Annotated in this window: 25 protein-coding genes; 4 read left to right on the plus strand and 21 right to left on the minus strand. The window is 37.6% G+C overall.

Features of this window, described 5'->3' with window-relative positions; all coding sequences use genetic code 11:
- Positions 1 to 4 precede the first annotated feature (4 nt).
- Complete coding sequence (queG, locus tag ACFOZY_RS14310; protein WP_378156705.1) at positions 5 to 1,150, minus strand: tRNA epoxyqueuosine(34) reductase QueG; 1,146 nt, start codon at positions 1,148 to 1,150, stop codon at positions 5 to 7.
- A gap of 55 nt (positions 1,151 to 1,205) precedes the next feature.
- Here queG and ACFOZY_RS14315 point away from each other — a divergent pair, with 55 nt between their 5' ends.
- Entirely contained in the window at positions 1,206 to 1,877 is a 672-nt protein-coding gene (locus ACFOZY_RS14315) for a B3/B4 domain-containing protein (RefSeq protein WP_378156707.1), read from the plus strand.
- Positions 1,878 to 1,938: 61 nt separating this feature from the next.
- Here ACFOZY_RS14315 and ACFOZY_RS14320 read toward each other — a convergent pair whose 3' ends face one another.
- From ACFOZY_RS14320 to ACFOZY_RS14400, 17 genes are all read right to left on the minus strand, one after another.
- Positions 1,939 to 3,063, minus strand: coding sequence for an NADH-dependent flavin oxidoreductase (locus tag ACFOZY_RS14320; RefSeq protein ID WP_378156709.1), 1,125 nt, complete (start codon positions 3,061 to 3,063; stop codon positions 1,939 to 1,941).
- A gap of 227 nt (positions 3,064 to 3,290) precedes the next feature.
- Positions 3,291 to 3,443, minus strand: a complete 153-nt coding sequence (locus ACFOZY_RS14325) for a hypothetical protein (RefSeq protein ID WP_378156711.1) — start codon at positions 3,441 to 3,443, stop codon at positions 3,291 to 3,293.
- A 406-nt stretch (positions 3,444 to 3,849) separates the two neighbouring features.
- On the minus strand, positions 3,850 to 4,668 hold the full coding sequence (locus tag ACFOZY_RS14330) for a GNAT family N-acetyltransferase (RefSeq protein ID WP_378156713.1): 819 nt from the start codon (positions 4,666 to 4,668) through the stop codon (positions 3,850 to 3,852).
- A gap of 124 nt (positions 4,669 to 4,792) precedes the next feature.
- Positions 4,793 to 5,005: a hypothetical protein gene (locus tag ACFOZY_RS14335; protein WP_378156715.1), complete on the minus strand. Its 213-nt coding sequence runs from the start codon at positions 5,003 to 5,005 to the stop codon at positions 4,793 to 4,795.
- Positions 5,006 to 5,056: 51 nt separating this feature from the next.
- Positions 5,057 to 5,206: a hypothetical protein gene (locus ACFOZY_RS14340; protein WP_378156717.1), complete on the minus strand. Its 150-nt coding sequence runs from the start codon at positions 5,204 to 5,206 to the stop codon at positions 5,057 to 5,059.
- A 27-nt stretch (positions 5,207 to 5,233) separates the two neighbouring features.
- Complete coding sequence (locus ACFOZY_RS14345; protein WP_378156720.1) at positions 5,234 to 5,683, minus strand: Type 1 glutamine amidotransferase-like domain-containing protein; 450 nt, start codon at positions 5,681 to 5,683, stop codon at positions 5,234 to 5,236.
- Positions 5,684 to 5,686: 3 nt separating this feature from the next.
- Entirely contained in the window at positions 5,687 to 5,890 is a 204-nt protein-coding gene (locus tag ACFOZY_RS14350) for a hypothetical protein (RefSeq protein ID WP_378156722.1), read from the minus strand.
- Between the two features lie 35 nt (positions 5,891 to 5,925).
- Positions 5,926 to 6,192, minus strand: coding sequence for a hypothetical protein (locus ACFOZY_RS14355; protein WP_378156724.1), 267 nt, complete (start codon positions 6,190 to 6,192; stop codon positions 5,926 to 5,928).
- A gap of 124 nt (positions 6,193 to 6,316) precedes the next feature.
- On the minus strand, positions 6,317 to 6,799 hold the full coding sequence (locus ACFOZY_RS14360) for a hypothetical protein (RefSeq protein WP_378156726.1): 483 nt from the start codon (positions 6,797 to 6,799) through the stop codon (positions 6,317 to 6,319).
- A 122-nt stretch (positions 6,800 to 6,921) separates the two neighbouring features.
- The gene (locus tag ACFOZY_RS14365; RefSeq protein WP_378156728.1) at positions 6,922 to 7,347 is read right to left on the minus strand and encodes a GNAT family N-acetyltransferase; all 426 of its coding nucleotides are present in this window, start codon (positions 7,345 to 7,347) and stop codon (positions 6,922 to 6,924) included.
- 141 nt (positions 7,348 to 7,488) lie between these two features.
- Complete coding sequence (locus ACFOZY_RS14370) at positions 7,489 to 8,304, minus strand: SDR family NAD(P)-dependent oxidoreductase (protein ID WP_378156730.1); 816 nt, start codon at positions 8,302 to 8,304, stop codon at positions 7,489 to 7,491.
- Positions 8,305 to 8,481: 177 nt separating this feature from the next.
- Complete coding sequence (locus ACFOZY_RS14375) at positions 8,482 to 8,973, minus strand: NUDIX hydrolase (protein WP_378156732.1); 492 nt, start codon at positions 8,971 to 8,973, stop codon at positions 8,482 to 8,484.
- A 110-nt stretch (positions 8,974 to 9,083) separates the two neighbouring features.
- Entirely contained in the window at positions 9,084 to 9,848 is a 765-nt protein-coding gene (locus tag ACFOZY_RS14380; RefSeq protein ID WP_378156734.1) for a serine hydrolase, read from the minus strand.
- 122 nt (positions 9,849 to 9,970) lie between these two features.
- Positions 9,971 to 10,780: a class I SAM-dependent methyltransferase gene (locus tag ACFOZY_RS14385; protein ID WP_378156736.1), complete on the minus strand. Its 810-nt coding sequence runs from the start codon at positions 10,778 to 10,780 to the stop codon at positions 9,971 to 9,973.
- 84 nt (positions 10,781 to 10,864) lie between these two features.
- On the minus strand, positions 10,865 to 11,203 hold the full coding sequence (locus ACFOZY_RS14390) for a hypothetical protein (protein WP_378156738.1): 339 nt from the start codon (positions 11,201 to 11,203) through the stop codon (positions 10,865 to 10,867).
- A 157-nt stretch (positions 11,204 to 11,360) separates the two neighbouring features.
- Positions 11,361 to 11,792 carry an NUDIX hydrolase gene (locus ACFOZY_RS14395; RefSeq protein ID WP_378156740.1) on the minus strand — a complete coding sequence of 144 codons (432 nt, stop codon included), beginning with the start codon at positions 11,790 to 11,792 and terminating at the stop codon, positions 11,361 to 11,363.
- Between the two features lie 60 nt (positions 11,793 to 11,852).
- Positions 11,853 to 12,251: a hypothetical protein gene (locus tag ACFOZY_RS14400; protein ID WP_378156742.1), complete on the minus strand. Its 399-nt coding sequence runs from the start codon at positions 12,249 to 12,251 to the stop codon at positions 11,853 to 11,855.
- A gap of 326 nt (positions 12,252 to 12,577) precedes the next feature.
- On the opposite strand from ACFOZY_RS14400, the gene ACFOZY_RS14405 reads away from it, so the two are divergent.
- From ACFOZY_RS14405 to ACFOZY_RS14415, 3 genes are read left to right on the plus strand one after another with little or no spacing between them, the layout of a single operon-like run.
- Positions 12,578 to 13,057, plus strand: coding sequence for a sigma-70 family RNA polymerase sigma factor (locus ACFOZY_RS14405; RefSeq protein WP_378156744.1), 480 nt, complete (start codon positions 12,578 to 12,580; stop codon positions 13,055 to 13,057).
- Positions 13,057 to 14,037 (plus strand): anti-sigma factor, encoded by a 981-nt coding sequence (locus ACFOZY_RS14410; protein ID WP_378156746.1) that lies wholly within the window; start codon positions 13,057 to 13,059, stop codon positions 14,035 to 14,037. The genes ACFOZY_RS14405 and ACFOZY_RS14410 overlap by 1 nt, the downstream gene beginning before the upstream one ends.
- The gene (locus ACFOZY_RS14415) at positions 14,019 to 14,312 is read left to right on the plus strand and encodes a hypothetical protein (protein WP_378156748.1); all 294 of its coding nucleotides are present in this window, start codon (positions 14,019 to 14,021) and stop codon (positions 14,310 to 14,312) included. The genes ACFOZY_RS14410 and ACFOZY_RS14415 overlap by 19 nt, the downstream gene beginning before the upstream one ends.
- A 91-nt stretch (positions 14,313 to 14,403) precedes the next feature.
- Here the strand turns inward: ACFOZY_RS14415 and ACFOZY_RS14420 are convergent, their stop codons facing one another.
- The 3 genes from ACFOZY_RS14420 to ACFOZY_RS14430 form a co-directional block, all read right to left on the minus strand.
- Positions 14,404 to 15,000 carry a DUF2441 domain-containing protein gene (locus ACFOZY_RS14420; protein WP_378156750.1) on the minus strand — a complete coding sequence of 199 codons (597 nt, stop codon included), beginning with the start codon at positions 14,998 to 15,000 and terminating at the stop codon, positions 14,404 to 14,406.
- 98 nt (positions 15,001 to 15,098) lie between these two features.
- Complete coding sequence (locus ACFOZY_RS14425; protein WP_378156752.1) at positions 15,099 to 15,443, minus strand: hypothetical protein; 345 nt, start codon at positions 15,441 to 15,443, stop codon at positions 15,099 to 15,101.
- A 95-nt stretch (positions 15,444 to 15,538) separates the two neighbouring features.
- Positions 15,539 to 15,982, minus strand: a complete 444-nt coding sequence (locus tag ACFOZY_RS14430; protein ID WP_378156754.1) for a GRAM domain-containing protein — start codon at positions 15,980 to 15,982, stop codon at positions 15,539 to 15,541.
- Between the last annotated feature and the right edge of the window lie 97 nt (positions 15,983 to 16,079).

Here is a 16,079-nt window from a genome sequence, read left to right on the forward strand (position 1 = left end):
TTCCTTAGCTGATTCCTTTTTCTTCGACGAATTGGAGTCCCTTTTTAATTTCCAAGATCACTTCTTCGTCCTGTTCTTTTTGCATTGCCTCGATCAATGCAAGCCTTCCTTCTTCACTTCCGATTTTCCCGATTGCCCAAGCGGCAGTTCCTCGAATGACCGGCCGCTCATCTTTTTTCAACAGATCAATCAATTCCGGCACAGCCGCCTCTTCCTTAAAATGTGCTAAAGCCAATATTGCATTCCGTTGAATCGGCTTTTTGCCTCGCCATGACCCGGAAATTCGTCCAAACTTCTCTTTGAATTCACGGTTGGACATTTGCAGAAACGGCTGCAGCAATGGCTTCGCGATTTCAGGATCCGGTTGGAATTCCGGATGATGAAGATTCAACTTCCCTTTATTTTTCGGACAAACGGTTTGGCACGTATCGCAGCCATACACACGGTTACCGATTTTCGTCCTGAACTCATCCGGCAACGAGGTTTTCGTCTGTGTGAGAAAAGCGATACAACGCTGTGCATTCAGTTGCCCACCTTCGACTAAAGCCCCTGTCGGGCAGACATCCAAGCATAGACGGCAGTCTCCGCATTCATCCTCAAACGGCGTATCCGGCTCGAACGGGATATTCGTAATCATTTCACCCAAATATACATACGAACCGAATTCGGGCGTGATGATCGAACAATTCTTCCCGGACCAACCGATTCCGGCTCTTTCGGCCACTGCACGGTCCACCAGCTCTCCCGTATCGACCATCGACCGCACTTTCGCGTCTGGAACATGGAAAAGAATGAATTCTTCCAACTGGCGGAGGCGGTCCCGCAACACGGTATGGTAATCTTCACCCCAAGACGCTCGGGCGAAAATGCCTCGTCGGCTACCCTTCTTCCCTGTAGGAGCGTTCTCCATTTTGGATGGATAAGCGATTGCAATCGCAATGATGCTTTCCGCTTCATCCATTAAGAGCTTTGGCTGTGTGCGTTTGTCCAGGTCCTTTTCTTCAAAACCGGACTGATAGCCAAGCTCCCGTTGACGGACGAGCCGGTTCTTCAATTCGTTGAACGGGGAAGCAGAAGTGAAACCGATCTTATCAATGCCGATTTCGGAAGCGAAGGCGATTAACTCTTCCTGAAACTCCTTCACATTCATTCCGTTCCCTCCTTCTATGGTAAACTATACAAAAATGTGTGTAGGTGATGGAGCTATGAATATCGAGATAGACAAAAATCTATTTGACATCAACCCAGATTTAAAATTGGGCATGATCCATTATACCAAAATAACGGTATCAGAATCTCCCCAAATGTTGAAAGGTCGCTTACAGTTGTTCCAAGAGCAGCTCTTTTTCGAACTTCAGGACAAGCCGGTCAATGAACAGGAAGGCATTAAGGAGTGGCGGCAAGTTTGGAAACAGTTTGGGGCTGATCCGAACCGCTATCGCCATTCTGCGGAAGCACTGATGAGACGAGTGTCCAAGGAGAATTATTTGCAACCGTTCCACTCGGCTGTGGATCTGAACAACTTCTTCTCTTTGGAATATCAGATTCCTGTTGGAATTTACGATGTACATAAGCTTAAAGGAAACGTACAGCTACAAGTCGGAGATGAGAATACGGGATATGAAGGATTGAATGGTCGCTTTAATTCTTTAAAAGGAATCTTGACCCTGCATGATGATCAAGGACCTTTCGGAAGTCCATTCGTTGATTCTGCAAGAACAGCCGTCACAGAACATACGACCGAGGCAATGGAAATATTCTTCCTGCGTCCCTCCATGCAGGAAAACGAAGCGAAAGAGCTTTTGAATGCAGCAGGGCAGATGTTTACTCAAATTCATGGTGGGGATTTTCAATCAACCGTCATACGTCAAAGTTAAAATGGACTCTATATTATGCCAAATAAAAATGGAGATGCAAAAGTGCATCTCCATTTTTATTTCAATCCACTACCGGGAACCACCCTGGAGTACGTGTAATACTAATCCATAGCGGGTCAGGCAACACAAGTTCTGTCTGAGCAGTTTTAGATAATGTTGTTCGTATCTCGTCTTCCCGACCATCCTTCACCTTTTGGACCCACTGAGGTTCCATGATCAATGCATGTCCTAATGCAAGCAACGGCACACCAGTTTCAAAGGCTTTCATCGCAGCATCTGGTGTCAAAATGTCACCGACGCCAATTACAGGCACACGATCCCCGACTCTCTCTTTAACCAGTACTACACGTGACTCTTCATCGTCTTGATCCCTCATCGATCCATCAAAGAAGTCCCTCATGGAGACGTGAACATAGTCAAGTCCCTGTTTGGCTAATACATCGACAAGTTGCAATGTGTCATCCATTGTAATACCCGGATTTTCACGTTCTTCAGGAGATAGTCGGTATCCGACAATGAATGGATTTTCAGCATACTCCTTAACCGCCTTTTTCACTTCATCAATGACTGCCAATGGAAACGACATCCGCTTTTCAACGCTCCCACCCCATTTGTCCGTTCTCCGATTGGAGTGTGGTGAAAAGAATTGCTGAATCAGATACGTGTTCGCCCCGTGAATTTCGACTCCATCGTATCCCGCTTCAATTGCCCTTCTTGTCGCTTCACCAAAAGCTATGATTGTTTCTTCAATTTCATCCTCCGTCATCTCCCGAGGAGTTACTGCACCTTCACGTTCAGAAGCTACCGCACTTGCACTAATCGGCTGCCGATCTGGCAACAAATCAGGAATGGCCATTCTGCCGGCATGGAAAATTTGTAGAATCGCCTTGGCTCCTTGATCTTGAATGGTCATTGCCAGCTCGCTTAAACCAGGTACAAGCTGGTCCTCATCTGCCCCAAATGCATTCTTGAACCCTTTGCCACTTGGCTGCACATAAGCGCAAGCAGTAATGACAGCACCCACTCCTGCAGAACGCTCCCGATAATAGGACAACTCCTGAGTAGAAACACTTCCATCCTTATTGGAAGAGGAGTGTGTCATAGGTGCCATTAATAGCCTGTTCTTCAGTTCAACACCTGAAGGTAATTTATAACCTTCGAATAACGGCTGATATTTACTATTCATAGTAAACTCCTCTCTTTTTCGGTCAATTGCAGTATTCCCTAAAAGAAATCACCTTATATATATACCCTCTATCCACGTATTTTAAAGAGAGAAATTTTCCTTGCCATTTCATTTTGTTGCCCAAATAGGGTAATAAAAAAAGCCAAACTACTTGTTTGGCGTCAAAAAACATCAAAATATTGACTAACACAAATCCACTGTTAGTTCTTTAAACGGTTGCTTCAATATTAATCCGTTTCATTTTGTTTTTGCTTCTTTTTCAAATACTCCGCACGTATTTTTTCAAGATGCTGCTTTTTATCAAACTTGGAAGGCGTCTGTTTTTCATGAAACTTTGTCACAGCTACCTTACCTTTGGAATCCAATTGATATTTTCCCACTTTGTTCACCTACTTTTCATGTCCTTAAAGAGAAACTATTCAATAATATAATATACCTTACTTTACTTAGTAAACCTCAGAATTCTATTTGGCGTAAAAACTAAAAAATAACTTCTTTCTGTATTTCAGAAATCGTTTTGCTATCATGATTATGCTTTATTTCGTTAGCCATACTTGCAGTTGAATAACAAGAAAGCAGGAGCAGGACCATTGAAAAACGAATTAGATAGTCCAGTTTGCTCTCCTCAATTCTTATTGGAGTCTCAGGCAGTAGTATTCTCCAAAAGGCCAATTCCTAATTATATTTTCGAATCTCAATATTCTTCTTGTACAAAAGCTGCTCCCTTTTGTTAATAAAGAAAAATCCTTATCAGATCAACTCCACAAGTTTACTGAGATCATGAACTTACTTTTCAATCCATATTGCCTTTGTATAAGCTATACTCATTCCCGCTCTTTCCATATTGTTTTGACTAATTGAGCCGAATTTTGCTTGCCCCACAATTAAGTCACACTTTTGCAACTTTGCTTGGTGTATACGATGATTTATTAATGCACGTTGGATCCCTTTATTTCTAAAATCCGGTAAGGTAGCAGCAACAGCTAAATTAGCTATTCGATCTTTTATAAACAAAGCAGCTATTCCAGCAGGTTCATTTTCATAGCTTGCTAAATAAAACGTCCAATTTTTTACGTTATAAAGTATTTCATTGTTTTGTGCTACTCCGCTCTTTAAGAAAGCTGGCATTTGGAATCCTCTTATGTATATTTCCGCATACGTATCAAATTCGTTTCTTTTCAACTTACGAATTGTGATCCTTGATTCATTTAAATCATGACTTTCGCTTAAATCATTTGAAAGTGGAGCATAAAGAGTGGAATGGAAATCATTATGATAATAACCAGCATCACTTAGGCTGGTAAGTAATTCTGAAGAGGTATGAGCCGGAGTCAATTCAAATCGTACAGGTATTTCCTTTTGCCTGTAAAATTCTATTATTTTATTAATTTGTTTTACATCAGTACCTTTTAACCCTTTAACCGTATTGAATGATGGACCTGGTATGTTTTTCACTGAAAATGCTGTTGCATGTCCAAACTTTTGAATCTCTACACCCATTGAGTTCCCATTTATTTTTTGAATTTCATTGAGTCTAGAACTTAACGTTTCTATTTCCGAATCTTCCAGTTGCTCGCCTAATTCTCTACTCACAACTAATCTCATATTCTCACCTCTCCAATTATAAAAGTTTGTATTGATAACGAAATTACTTGTTCAACCATACTTCCTCTTTTGCCCAATAAGCTAAACAATAGGGGGTTGTCTCCCTTTTCGGATAAACGCCCCATTAGTTTAATAAGCCTATTTTTGAATCTATAGTATCCATCAATTCATTTACGGTACCAAAGCATTTTTCAATTTCAGGCAAATGATAAAATGTACTGGTTGTTTCAAAATTATTGATTTCCCCACCTGGTGAATAAATGAAAATTCTTTTGCTTTGTCCTAATGCAATACCGAATTCAATATGAGTACCTTTCCCTCCTGGTAATATAATCACAACAAAGTCCGATTCTATTACCGCATTCTTCTCTTTTTGACCTATATCTCTTTAGTCATCGAATGTAAAAGTTTGTTCTTCCTTTGCTTTTGCGTTTATTGTCCAATCATAGGTTTGAATATGGCCTCTTTTTTTCAAATGATTGGCAACGTGATTTACAGCTTCTCTATTACTAAAACTTGATGCTACATAGAATTTCATTTTTCTTCCCCTTTTTATTAAGTGTTATTAGATCGTCTCATCCAATTTCTGCATCTTTGAGTGAGAAATTAAATAAACATCTCCAAAAATATCGATTTTGTCCCCCTTTACACGTACAGCGCAATCTTTGTTCGAAGCATAAACATCCATCTCTTCCGATAGGAAAGATAGTTCGCTTTGAACCATCGCCATATTATTTTCAAGATCAAAATGAGACAGGACGGAGAAATTATCCAGACCGATTCCATCGTAAACAGTGCTGATTTCAACTTCATATCCAAAGTTTTTTGAGCATAACCATTTAGCTGACATGTTGATGGCACCAGCGCTTGCCCCGATTACAACGCCATTGCTACCTTTAATCGAATCCGATAATTCATATTCAACCAAAAACTCATTTTGTTTAATCGTATCTCCACCCAACAAGAAAATGACTGAAGCATTTTGAATCATTTTTTGGGCATCATCCTTCTGCACTCGTTAATTAATTAAACGATATTCTTCAAACGTAATGCCAGCCTGGTCGAGCCACGAGCGTTCAGCAGAACCAACATTTTCATAATGAAATGGATTCGAGCTGATCATAACGAGCAACTTTCTTTGTTTTATATCCTCCTGTAACACCTTGCTCAGTTTCTCTGGAAAAGAATTGTTAAACCATCCTAAATAATAATGAGTTTTCATATGTACCCCCGTAGCAAAATCAATATGTAATACACTTACTTAATCAATGGTTGCAGACTTATTAACAAAGGTGCATATATGATTAGCGGAATAAGTAAGATTACTGCACCCACTTTTCTAATCTCCTTTTGTAATAGCAATAAAGAAATGAAGTAAAAAATTGGGTAAATTATAAAAGCAATAATGAATATAGCGTCCACTACTTGGTACAGCTTTTCCGTAAATGCTGCTATGAATGGAAGGGAAACCCATTCTAAAACACTAAACGCAATCACCAATATCCACAACCATTTAAGTGTCATAACTAATCACTCCTAATTTTTCAGGTTTAAAATTGTGATAGTTCTTTCACTAAACTTCCTCTTTTGCTTTACAACTTCTACAAAAAGGGCATCAATCCCTTCCCGGATCAACACCCCCTTTTCATTAGTCATGATAAATCTTTATATTAAAGACAATATCCCTTATACAATGATTAGTTTCATTTTCAAATACCTGGAATTCTCCATGTATCCAGTTACCTAAATTCTCATCAGGAACTCGGACTTCAACATCCTTTACAGTTGATCCAGCTTCAAGAATTACTGGAGGTGCATATTCAACGTTCATCTTAATCTGATCAGTTTGGATCCACTTAAACCTTACTTGAATATCGGTATCTTTTCTGTTTTCCACGTCAAACCATACGATCGTTTCCCTCGTAGGCTCATGGAGGCCAATACCTGAGATTCTAATGTAAAAATCATGTTCATCGAGAAGGTCAATTTGAATACCTTGATGGTCTTCCGGTGTACCGACCCATGCTTCCCACTCTTCCTTCGTCCATTCGTTCATCCTCTCCATATCAAACTTTCTCTTACCCGGAGTAGTGTCAATATCAATTACTTGCTTTTCGACTTGGCTAATCATGCACGCCCCCTTCTCTTATGAGTAAAGTATTTAACTAAATGCCACACTGTTCTGTTAAATTAAACTATTCAACAAAAAGGGCGTAAATCCTTTAATGGATCTACGCCTTTATATGTGGAACACTAATTAGTCAATCTCTTTAGGAGATAATATTGTTGATGTTCTCTTGTAGGATGTTCCTCAACTATTCCAACTACTTCATAACCATACTTTTGATAGAATTTTGGTGCTTGGAAACTAAAGGTATCCAGTTGAATTAATCTACATTTATTGGTCATGGCGATTTCCTCTATGCTTCGTAATAACTGTTCTCCATAACCTTTACCCCTTAAGGTTTCATCAACCCATAAGAAATCTATATGTAAGTGATACCAAAATATTGTTCCAGTTATTCCACCTAAAATGTTTTCTTTTTCATCTCTAAGTATAAAACTTACGTTTTTCACTGGATGTTTTACTTCTTCAGGAACATTCTTAAGATTATGCTCAATTACTTTCTTCTTTATATAATCAGTATCCTCTTGAGTCCATTGTTGCATAATTTTCATCTTTTCCCCTCCTTGTTTAGTAATAGTATTTGATAGTTTAAAAGGCGTTTAACAGCACAGCTTCTTAGAGCTTGAACCTTTTCGATTAAATTGAGGAGTTATTTTAAATGCACTATTTCACAATTTTTTTTTAGAACTGGGTTATTCAAACGGCAAAGGTTGAGTTCCATCTACATCTGTAAATCCATATTTTCTTGCTAGTTCAGCCACCATTATTGATTGACCAGAAAACTTTGAAATAGTGGAGTCTGTGGCCAATGCAACAATTGCACGACCTACATACGCTGTTGTTTCCGTAGCTCCATCCTCTGGACCGAAACCTGAATCTATAACTCTTTCTGTCCTCATCCAACCCGGACAAACAGCAATGGCTGAAACATTATAGTCTTTTAATTCCTTTGCCATCCCTAATGTCATTCGATTGATAGCATTCATTGCCAAATCATAATATAAATTACTTGAGATTTTGTCTTTGATAAAGAAAGTGATATTTACAATTACCCCTTTACGGTGTTTGGTCATTAGAGGTACTGCATAACGAGTAGTCAGCAAATAAGCTTTCGGACCAGCGACCATCATAGCATTCCAATGTTCCAATGGGCGCTCCCAAAAACGCCGTCCATCTCCTGAAGGCAAAGAACTTTCGGAGCCGCCAAATACACTATTGACTAAAATATCAATCCGACCGTGTTTCCGTTCAATTTGCTCAAATAGTTTTTTTACATCACTTTCGCTTGTATGGTCACATTGTATCGCGATGCCTTTACCTCCTCGTGAAGTAACACCATCAGCAGTTTTCTCAATGGTTTCTGGCCTATTATCAGTTGTAGCTCCCTTTACACTTCGGCCAGTCACATACACCGTCGCTCCTGCACTGCCTAGTTCGAAAGCTATTCCTCTACCAGCTCCGCGGGATGCACCTGTAACAACAGCAATCTTCCCTTGTAATGGTTTCATACTTTACTAACTCCCTTTATTATCTCAATTTCTAAATACAGTACTTTTTAATAGTGTTATTTATTTCTCCCTAAGGACTTAAATACTTGTTGGACGCCCTATTGCATTAAATAAACTATTCAACAAAAAAGGACCTTAATCCTTTAATAGATCAACGTCCCTGTTGTTGAAGGAGAATTATTTTTGCCTTAACGCATATTCAAGTATTTCTTGGTACAGTTCATTCCAATCATGATAGTACCTTATTACTTCATGGGGATTTATTAGAATTCTTTCTCCAGACTCATACTGGGCATTAAATTCATGCAATTGGTTAATATCCATGCGATAAAATAATTGATAGCCTATTTTGGGGTAAGGACCATTTTCATCCCATAGTGGGTTATTATTGTGGTCAACTTCTATATACCCTAAAAATGAGCAACTACCTGTAACATATCCTTCCTCATATGCCTCACGCTTAAAACATTCTTCTGGGCTTTCTTCTAACTCAATATGCCCCCCTGGGAAGTCCCAACCTCTATGATTTAAATTCACTAATAAAAGATTATGATCTTTAAAACAAAATCCATGAACACTCGTTATAAGTTCTCTTGGAGGGAGTTGATTTTCACGTTTCCAAGTTAATTTTACTTTTGCTTCTCCCCAATTAACGTACTTTGTAATCATGTATTTTCTGTTCCTTTCTAAATCTTCTTTAGTGTTTCGTAGATTAACAAAAAGAACATCAATTCCTTCTTGGGTTCAACACCAACATTAGTTGAATATCGACTTCGAAATTATCCTTGTTCTTTCAAATACTCATCATACAGTAACTTTAGAGCATAAATAATTTTGTCATCTGCCACTTTGTCTGTATATCTATTAGGTAAATTCTTTGCACCCAACACGTATAATAATGGATTTCGAGAGAACTCTCCCATTATTCCAATATCAACTACAACATTATCTAATCCACCCGTCATATGATTCAAGAACTGGGTCGGTATTCCTTCGACCTCACCTCTTTGCCTAACTAAACCATTAATAATTGGAATCCATAGTTCTGGATTATTTTTGTATCCTTGAAAGATCAATCGCAAAAGTTCTAACAGTTGGCTCACTTCTCCGTTGTTATGAAGATCCCTTGGATTTTGAGTAATATTAATTTTACTGAAATATGATTTTATTTTTTTATCAATACTTTTCCAACCACCACAGATTTCAACGATTCTATTAGCAACGTAACTATCGTGACAGGCTATCATCACTTCTACGGCTTCTGCTAATGTTAAGGCGTCTCTATTTTGAAAGTGAGGGTATATCTGATTACTATCTTCATTTGGGTTAAAACTAATATCTTTGACAAGATCATTCCATTTAAAGTGTCTTTCCTCTACGAACTTCCCAATACAAAATGCAATTGCAACTTTAGCGGAAGAAGCTAAAGGGACGATCAATTCTTTATTTAATGACAAAACTATCTCTTGTTTAAAATTAGAATAAATAATTATTCCGATTTCCCCTGTTTCAATTTCCTTTAGTTTCTCGATAACTTTCTGCATTTCAATCTCCTCTTACTCTCGCTTAAATTATCCTGCCTCTTTAGCTAAAGGATTCAACAATAAAGGGCCTAAATCCTTTAATGATTCAACTCCCTTATAGTTAAACAAGGAAAATACTAAAATCACTTCTTCCTACCGATGTAAAGAAGGTGAGATGAAATTCCAAGTATGTATGGGTCTGTAGCTTTTTCTTTTAGTAAATTGATAATTTTTGTTACTTCCTCATCACCTTTTCCTCTCCAGTAATTCCAACTGTCATTGTTTAAAATAGCACCAACATTAGATCCTATTAAGTCTAATGTTTCAAATCCTTGTGATTCCATAAATGGATTAATGTCTTCTATATTAAAATAATACGCACCTGTAAAACGTCCTTCTTCTGCGTGATTAAAGCACCCTGTTTTGGAAAACTGGTTTATTGTGTCCAAGTTATCATTTGGTCTCCAATTCTCGGGGAATAAAAGTGATGTCAGTATGTGCCTTACTCTTGGCATAAAAGCAACAAAAACCAGTCCTCCATTTTTTGTCACCCTTTTTAACTCTTTAACTGCTTTAATACGGTCATCTTCCTCCTGTAAATGGTACATAGGACCAAGCATTAATGAAGAGTCGAATTGTGCATCTTTAATCATAGTAAGTTCTCTGGCATCAGCTGTATAAAATCCCTCAAAGCATCCTTCTATATCAAGTTCTTTTGCTTTATTTTTTGCAACTTCCACTAATCTTGGCGTTAAATCGGTCAATGTTACCTTATAACCGTCTTTAGCAAGTTCCATTGCGTATTTTCCTGGTCCAGCTCCATTATCAAGAATGCAGCCATTCTCGGGCATATATTTTTTTATATAATGCCAATTAACTTGGAATTCAATAGGTTCACGTTCAAGTCTTCCCCACTCATCAAATTGATTATAGTAATTAATGATCTTACTCATATTTCCGCCTTTCTTTTTTACCTATTAGTTCGGTAAAAAGTCTTCTTAAACCTACCCTCAATGCTAGCACAATAATAAAGACCCTTATGCTTTAACTTTCGAGTTTGTCATATCTACAATCACAAGTGTGAAGTATAAAAGAATTAACGCAATTGAAATACCCAAATATAATTCATATTTCGCTAAAAACATCTCACTAGTCCAACCGTTTTCAGGTAATAAAAATGCAGCAAAAAAATTAGAAATACCTATCCCATCATTAGCTTCAGGAATTAAACTAACTGTATAATTTTGGCCTAATGCAACACTTGAAAGAATTGTAAAGGCCATCATTGGTATGACTGCTTGAGAAATTTTCATTTTTCTCTTTGAAATAAAAATCCCCGTAATAATTCCGTACAAAATCAATAAAATTAACACCATAAAAAAACCCCCTTTGTTAGTCTTTTTCACAAAAATATCTTTAAGCCATTAGTTAAAGTATTCAACAAAAAAGGACCTTAATCCTATAATGGAACAAAGTCCTGTTATTGTATTAAGATTTTTAGAGTTATTTATTCTAATATCAAAAGTAAAAAAATCAAAAGTCTATGTAAAATGGATGAGAGCTTTCATCCAGACAGTATTCAATTCTTTGTCTGAAATTCAATGTAGTTACCATCTCTAATGCTTGCTCAATCGGAAAGAATCCTACTTCTAAACTCTCTGATGACGTGGTCAATTCGCCTCCTATGGGCTTAGCTAAGAACAACGTATTACAAATTGATTTGCTTACATTTTGAAATATCCCGCAAAATTTTAAAATCTCAACATCAATACCTGTCTCCTCTTTAGTTTCCCTGATTGCAGCATCTTTCAATGATTCCCCTTCCTCAACCTGCCCGCCTGGCATTTCCCAACCTCTCCAAGGTCCCTTAATTAATAGAAGTTCATTTTCCTCATTAAGTACAATAGTTGCTGCTGAAACGATATGTTTTGGTGGATTGTATATATTTGAAGTGTTCTGTACCAACAATCTTTCCTCCCTTAAAAGTGTGAATTTTAATTTCTTAACTAAAATAGACTGTCGTGCTTAGTTTAATGATTTCTCTGTTTTTCTGTCGATTAGAGAAAAAACTAAAAGTATACCTAAAACTACAATCATCATATGCGGAAAAGCGAAAATCCAATGTGCTACAAAATTACTTTTTGGTGTGCCATCAGATATTCCGCTGCCATGAAATGATACCCATAAAATTATGGCTGGAATTTGAATGACCACCAGTAAACATGCAACAATCATTTTCATGAAATTTGGGAATTTGGTAGTACTCAATAAAACAAAAACACCACCTAAAATTACTGCTAAAAGTCCCCATGTAATAACTTCAGATTCAGTGGGACCAAATACTCGAAATAAATAAAGTAACCCTGTTAAAAGTGTTAATATCCCTACTAAAACTTCCAATTTAGCTGAAATCCTTACCATCATTTCCCCTCCTTATTGTGTTCTTCGCTAATCTTCCGCATTAGTACAATAAGTTCAACAAAAAGTACATAAAGCCTTTTCTGTTCAACTTCCCCTCGTCAACTATACATTTCCATGTTATCATTATCGCCTTTTGATTAGTATGAATATTTGATTAATAATACATAGAAACATTCCTATAAAATGTGAGCTGTTTAAGTTAATAGTTGATTGGTTAAGAGGATTAAGAAACAATTATCTGTTAGTTTAATAGAGCGGGTTCAATTTTTTGATGTTCTTTGCAACCATTTTGAATTGCCACTCGTGGATACAGTGAAAGGTGGGTAGGGATGGAGATTGAAGAGATCTACATAACTTATGTGAATGACTTATACCGTTACTTATTTTCACTGACTAAACACCATGCAGAAGCAGAAGATTTGTTGCAAGAGACATTTACGAAAGCATATATAGCCCTGCTAACCAGCGACATAAAAGAAATTAAGCCTTGGCTTTTCAAGGTTGGCTATTATACATACATAGATCGCTACCGTAAAGAGAAACAGGTCGCCCCAAAAGAGGATTTCGACATGATTGACTTGAAGACTCCTGAAACAGTCGTAATGGAGAATGACTCCTTCCAAAGGTTACTACTTTACTTGGATCGGATTAAGCAGATTGAAAAACAGGCAATTCTGTTATGTGATGTCCATGATTGTACAAATGAACAGGCTGCAGAAATCTTGAACTTGAATTTGAACACATTGAAAAGCCATCTGTCACGTGGACGAAAGAAACTGCGTGTACTATTAGCCGAGGAGGCGAACTAATGGATTCCTACGATAAATTGATCAATGACGCAAAGAAGGAAACTCTCGAACCAAAAAACGGAGTGAGAAATGTAAAAAAAGCGATCACTTCTTCTAAATGGCGGATGGTCCTTATGACAATCACCGTTGCATTGCTTATCGTTCCGACTTGCTATATGATGACGTTTTTCTACTATGCTTTCGGGACGAAATCGACAACTTTAATGGATATCACAAGCCATACACTTTATATTACCGAGCCAAACACGACGTTAGAGGAGTTGGAGTTCGATATGGATTTCTCCTTGTTCTCCATGGATCTCGGTTTTCAACAATATAAACAGATCGGTGGCGAAGTGTACCCGGCTAAAACATATGATTTAAAATTTGTCTTAAATGATTTGGTTAATAAAGAGATCGATTCTAAGTTGGAGAAGGTGTACCCAAAAAATCCAACACAGACGAACCAGTGGCTCGTTCATCCGAATAATCAGATGGAATTCTTCAGTGAACGAGAATGGCGTGTGTTATCCGGCTTGCCAGACGAAACGGTTGTAGAAGCTTATCTTTCACTTAGCAAATTATACTCGGTAGACGAAGTGGAAAAAGCTATGAACAACGTGGATGTTACGTGGGCTGCAATCTATACAGGCGTTGAGGACGACCTCATCAGTGCAAATGGCGAACTCGTCTCCCCGATCGGTTATCCGGTACAACCGGACAATACTTACTGGTCTCCGTTCAGAGGTTCCAGATCGCACGAAGAAACATTTTTGGATATGCTGAAAGGGCTTGTGCCGTATGAGCCAATTGCAGAAGAAATATCCCCGCACAAAAATTTGGAATTGCCAGAGCGTATCAATTACATTGAAAACAATGGCTTCCAAACATATGGTGTTGTCGTGACGGGTCCGAAGAATGAAATTGAAGCATTGCAAGGATCCGACATGATCCGGGCTATGAAAGTAGGAGAGGTGAAATTATGGAATTGGAATCGTTGAAACAGGATATTTTCCGTTGGGTCGGATGGCTAAGTGTAGTAATTGGTTTAATTGTATTGGCCATCGCTAATATTTCAATATTATCCGGTTACGATGTGCCGCTATCAAACCAATTTTCTCTTTTACTGTTCCTGTCTTTCTTATTTGCAATCATTGCGTTATTTAAGAAACATAGCCGGCCACTCGGACTGTGGGGATTACTGATCAGCCTGTATTTCATTTTCTTTCTCATTGTCATCTTCTTTATAGGCTGGACGATTAATCCGTTTCCGTGATTGGAAGATTATTGAGACATCCTCTGTGAAATGGATGTCTCTTTTTTATATGTAATCAAGAATTTTTCCATTGTCTTTTATTGCATAGTATTTAGCATGAGAAGTCATCAATAATTTCTACTACTTCAATTTTCCCGCAAACCAAAAGTTCAGGAAGCTCATTTTTCACGTTTCCTCTCCAATATTCCCTTGCTTGTTCTATTTTTTTGGAGAAAGGCACCCCATCCTCCTTTGGCAAAAGGGTTCCATCCCCTTCAAACGACCTTCCATTAACTCGTAGTTTCACAATTTGTAGAACCTTCCGGTTATAAGATTCGAACACCTTTTTCCATTTCAAAGCCTCTTCATAGCTTTTTGTAGCATATAAACAGGATAATCTTGAAGGATATTCCGGGTATTCTTGTAGCCTCACCATCTCCACGATTACTTCTCTAATAGCTCTAATTGTCTGACTTACATATTTAATGGCAACTTCAGCATTTTCTTTATTCAAGTTCAATCCCTCATCAGAGTAATGACTGTATAGAATATCAATGAAGTCTTCGCCTTTAGAATTGACTTGGTCTCTTTCAAAAAAGAAGCTATACAAGGTATTCTTTTGGTTCTCGTCGAAGTTAATTGTCTGACCAAGACTGAACTTTTTCTTAGTAACCAAGTGATACGCATAGATTTCGTTCTCCACCATCATCAGCCTCCAATCAGTACTTATAATTTCAAAAGGGCATCAATCCCTTCAGGATTAGCACCCGTCAAAAAAAGTAGATTACTCCCGACTGACATTCAAAATCAATCTACTCCACTAATCTTATCTACAATTTCACCGTTTTGAATATCTATAAAATAAACAATATCTCCAAGCATGCCCTCTACGTATTCTCTTTCATCTGTGATTAATGTTACTTTCCAAGTTTTTAGATCCTTATTTTCTTTAATAGAAAATTGATATACTTGGTCAGTCTCTACATTGTACTTTGTAAATAATCGGGGGTTTGCATAACCTTCTGCTATAGCGGTTTGAATCGCTATGTCCTCTGCTTCCTTTGCATCAATTCCCTTTGAACATCCAGATAATAATTGAACCATTACAAATAGCATTAACAAACTGACTAAAATTCCATGCTTATTAAACATATATAACTCCTTACGTATTATAGTTACTTGAAAAAAATTACAAAACGCCAAACGAGTTGTTTGGCGTAAAAAATTTTCCGGCGTAACCTCAAATTTTATTTTGAGGCTATTGTTTGATTTAAATGATCAACCAATTTGTCCCGCTTATTAACGACAAACTTATACTCAGTACCGTCTTTTACAATGACAGACATACCGTTAGGGACAATAAATAAATTATTTCTTTTTTCGATTCTATTGATCTCTCCGATATTAATTGTTACTGGTGCACTTTGTACATTCAGTTTATGAGGAGTAAAAATGATTTCATCATCTGTAATTTTTAACTTACCACCAACTGTTTCAATTCCTTTTTTCAAATTGGCTGAGACATTAAAAAGTACAGTTTCTGTCTTTGTCACCGTTACCGCCTCCTGATTATTTATAACTTTTCTACGACCTTGAGCGAAAAAAGGTTTCAGTTTTTTTAGTAAGCTATTCTCTTGAGACACATTTAAATAAAGAAGAAGCTTTAAAGATACGCTTTCTCTAAAGCCCACTATAGCCACTCATGCAGCGTAAAATCAGTGCTGCACCACAGGGAATGAAAATGTTTATATCCTGGGTATAGATTTCTACGGCTGGGAGAGGAAGGTC

It is taken from the genome of Chungangia koreensis, assembly GCF_042651785.1.
In the GTDB taxonomy this organism is placed as follows: domain Bacteria; phylum Bacillota; class Bacilli; order Bacillales_A; family Planococcaceae; genus Chungangia; species Chungangia koreensis.